This window comes from Candidatus Hepatincolaceae symbiont of Strigamia maritima, assembly GCF_055505085.1.
The window spans coordinates 1-3,687 of sequence record NZ_DBKDTU010000034.1 but is presented as its reverse complement, the minus strand read 5'-3'; the positions used below and the strand labels follow the sequence as shown (position 1 = coordinate 3,687).

Sequence of the window (3,687 nt, the reverse complement as noted above, 5' to 3'; positions counted from 1 at the left end):
TTAGAATAATTTATATCCTTGTTATAAAGAAATTTCTTGCAAATGTTCTAAAATAGTTTCACTATTTACTATACTTAAACATTAATTTGAGAAATAAATGGATATAATTGCTCTATACAGTTTACAGGCTTTACTAAGTGTTTTATCATTATATACTTGGGTTATTTTTATAACTATTATACTTAATCTTTTATTTGCTTTTGGCATTTTAGATGTTAATAAGGGTAATTTTATTTCCACAATTTATTTTTTTGGTAAACAAATAACTGAACCCCTCTTTAACAGAATTAGAAGTTTCTTACCAAACTTAGGTCCATTAGATTTCTCACCTTTAATAGTGCTTACCATTATTTACATATTAATGGAATTTTTAAGAATAGCTATTGTAAAAATTCATGCAACAAACCTGTCACCCTTTTAAAATTACTAAAGATGGAGTTACTATATTCGTTAAAATTACCTCTAATTCAAAAAACAATCAAATCTTAGGTTTGTATTTAGAAAATCATCTAAGCTACTTAAAGATTGCCATTAAAACCCAAGCAATAGAAAACAAAGCTAATTATAAATTAATTAATTTTTTGGCTAAACTACTAAAACTGAATAAAAGTTTATTTATTATAAAACAAGGCTTAAAATCTACTAAAAAATCTATTTTTATTTCCACATCTAGTCCTGAGTACTTATCTAATCTCTTACTTAACTTAATTACTACTGATGTATAACAAAATTATCCCTAGCCTTGAAATTTCCCATACAATGTTTCTTACTTTAAAAACTAAAGTAAAGAATTTAAAATTACAATATAATTTAATTCCATCTCTTGCAACTATTTTAGTTGGTGATAACCCGAGTTCTTTAATTTATATTAGAGCTAAAATAAAAAAATTAGCTGCATTAGGAATGCAGGATAACTCTTACATTCTTAAAGTTGAGACTACTGAAGCTGAATTGCTTAATTTAATTCAAAAATTAAATCATATTAAAAATATTCACGGTATTTTACTACAAATGCCGTTACCTAAACATATTAATAGTCTTAGAGTTATAGACGCTATCAATCCTAATAAAGATGTTGATGGGTTACATCCCCTAAATATGGGTTATTTAGATATTAACAATCCAATAGGATTTACACCTTGTACCCCCTTAGGATGCCTACATCTTATTAAAAGTGTAGAATCACATTTAAGCACTAAACAAGCCGTAGTAATAGGTAGATCTCACCTAGTAGGATTTCCTATGTTTAAACTCTTAAATAATGAAGATTGTACGGTTACATTAGCTCACGCTAAAACTAAAAATTTAACAAAGATTAGTTCTCAAGCAGATATTTTAGTAGTAGCCATAGGGAGTAGTAAATTTATAAAAAAAGAATTTATAAAAACCGGTGCTATTGTAATAGATGTAGGAATTAACAGGGTACTACAAGATAATAAATCTATTTTAACTGGGGATGTAGATTTAGTAGACATACTGCCTAAAGTTATGGCTATTACCAAAGTGCCACAAGGTGTAGGATTAATGACAATTAACTATTTAATGTATAATACTTATAAAGCATGCTTAATTCAAAATAATCTTCCCTTAGATTGTTAGTAAAATACTAGTCGTCCTTAATAATTACTTCTAAAATAAATTTAGCTATTATACTTAAGTTTTATCTTGTATAATAGAACCCTTATTAGTTTTATTCATTAATAAAGCCTAAGCTTATTCCCCTAAATACTGTTGCATTATTAAGAAATTTATATAAATACTTAAATATTATTATATAATAAAGTGAAGATTAATCTTAACCACAGTAATTTTAATAAATAAGCTTAAATGTATAACTTAAAGAATATTAGAAATTTTTCAATTATTGCTCATATAGACCATGGAAAATCAACTTTAGCAGACCGTTTAATTCAGTTATGCGGAGGTCTTGAAAACAGGGAAATGAAAACCCAAGTACTGGATTCTATGGATATAGAACGTGAACGCGGTATTACAATTAAAGCTCAAGCTGTACGTCTGTATTATAAAGCAAATGACGGAATTATCTATGAACTAAACCTAATTGATACCCCTGGACATGTGGATTTTGCTTATGAAGTAAGTAGAAGTCTCTCTGCTTGCGAGGGTTCTTTATTAATAGTAGATGCCTCTCAAGGTGTTGAGGCACAAACCTTAGCAAACGTTTATTTAGCAATTGATAATAACCATGAAATTATTACAATTTTAAACAAAATTGATATACCTTCAGCAGAACCTGACAAAGTGAAAACTCAAATTGAAGAAGTAATCGGCATTGATACCAGTGATACTTTATTAATTTCTGCTAAAACTGGTTTAGGAATTGAGAATGTATTAGAAACTATAATAACTAAGCTTCCGCATCCTCAAGGAGAGCTAAAGCATCCTTTAAAGGCTTTATTAGTAGATAGCTGGTACGACCCTTACTTAGGAGTAATGATCTTAACTAGAGTTTATGACGGAGTTATAAAAAAAGGTATAAAGATCCGAATGATGTCTGCTAATACTGTATATCAAGTAGAAAATATCGGTTATTTTACACCTAAAATTCAAAAGTGTGTTGCACTCTATCCCGGTGAAGTAGGATACTTTACTGCCAATATTAAGTCTTTAAAAGATACCAAAGTCGGAGATACTATTATTGATAACACTAATCCAGTTAAAGATGCTCTCCCTGGATTTAAACCATCTGTTCCGGTGGTATTTTCCGGTATATTTCCTATTGATAGTAGTGATTATGAAACCCTAAGAGAGGCTTTAGGAAAATTACACTTAAATGATGCTAGTTTTAGCTTTGATCCGGAAAATTCCTTAGCATTAGGATTAGGTTTCAGATGCGGATTTTTAGGATTATTACATTTAGAAATTATCCAAGAAAGATTAGAAAGAGAATTTAAGTTAGATTTAATTACTACTGCTCCGAGTGTTACTTATAAATTAACCCTTATGAACAAAGAAGAACAAACTATTCATTCTCCTGCAGATATGCCTGATTCTACTAAAATTAGAACTATTTTTGAACCATGGATTAAAGCTACTATTTTAGTACCGGAAACTTATTTAGGCGTTGTTTTAAAACTCTGTAATAACAGACGTGGCAAACAAGCAAATTTATCTTGGATAGGAACTAGAGCCCTGTTAATTTACTACCTACCTCTTAATGAAGTAGTTTTTGATTTCTATGACAAATTAAAATCAGTTTCCCAAGGCTATGCCAGCTTTGATTATGAATTAGCAGATTATAGAGAAGGAGACTTAGTTAGAGTTTCTATTTTAGTAAATACGGAAGTCGTAGATGCCCTATCTTTTATTGTTCATAGAGCCACTTCTGAAAAACGAGGCAGATTAATTTGTGAAAAGCTTAAAAATTTAATCCCCAGACAAATGTTTCAAATCCCTATTCAAGCAACCATAGGCGGGAAAATTATTGCCCGTGAAACAATCGCAGCTTTTAGAAAAGACGTAACTGCTAAATGCTATGGCGGAGATATTACAAGAAAAAGAAAATTATTAGAAAAACAAAAAGAAGGTAAAAAAAGAATGAGGCAATTCGGTAGAGTGGAAATCCCTCAAAATGCATTTATTCAAGCCCTTAAAATTGATGATGATTGATAATCAATCACTTTATCCACACACAAAGATCGGAAGAGCGGTTCAGCAGGAATGCCG

4 protein-coding genes are annotated in these 3,687 nt (G+C 29.8%); all 4 read left to right on the top strand.

Annotation, left to right across the window (positions count from 1 at the left end):
• Positions 1–97: 97 nt before the first annotated feature.
• The 4 genes from ACQCX0_RS00820 (at position 98) to lepA (ending at position 3,630) form a co-directional block, all read left to right on the top strand.
• Positions 98–421 carry a YggT family protein gene (locus ACQCX0_RS00820; protein ID WP_462562201.1) on the top strand — a complete coding sequence of 108 codons (324 nt, stop codon included), beginning with the start codon at positions 98–100 and terminating at the stop codon, positions 419–421.
• Entirely contained in the window at positions 396–725 is a 330-nt protein-coding gene (locus tag ACQCX0_RS00815) for a DUF167 domain-containing protein (protein WP_462562199.1), read from the top strand. The genes ACQCX0_RS00820 and ACQCX0_RS00815 overlap by 26 nt, the downstream gene beginning before the upstream one ends.
• Positions 718–1,599: a bifunctional 5,10-methylenetetrahydrofolate dehydrogenase/5,10-methenyltetrahydrofolate cyclohydrolase gene (locus ACQCX0_RS00810; RefSeq protein ID WP_462562198.1), complete on the top strand. Its 882-nt coding sequence runs from the start codon at positions 718–720 to the stop codon at positions 1,597–1,599. Before ACQCX0_RS00815 ends, ACQCX0_RS00810 begins: the two co-directional genes overlap by 8 nt.
• 228 nt (positions 1,600–1,827) lie before the next feature.
• Positions 1,828–3,630, top strand: a complete 1,803-nt coding sequence (lepA, locus tag ACQCX0_RS00805) for a translation elongation factor 4 (RefSeq protein ID WP_462562197.1) — start codon at positions 1,828–1,830, stop codon at positions 3,628–3,630.
• The last annotated feature ends 57 nt before the right edge of the window (positions 3,631–3,687 follow it).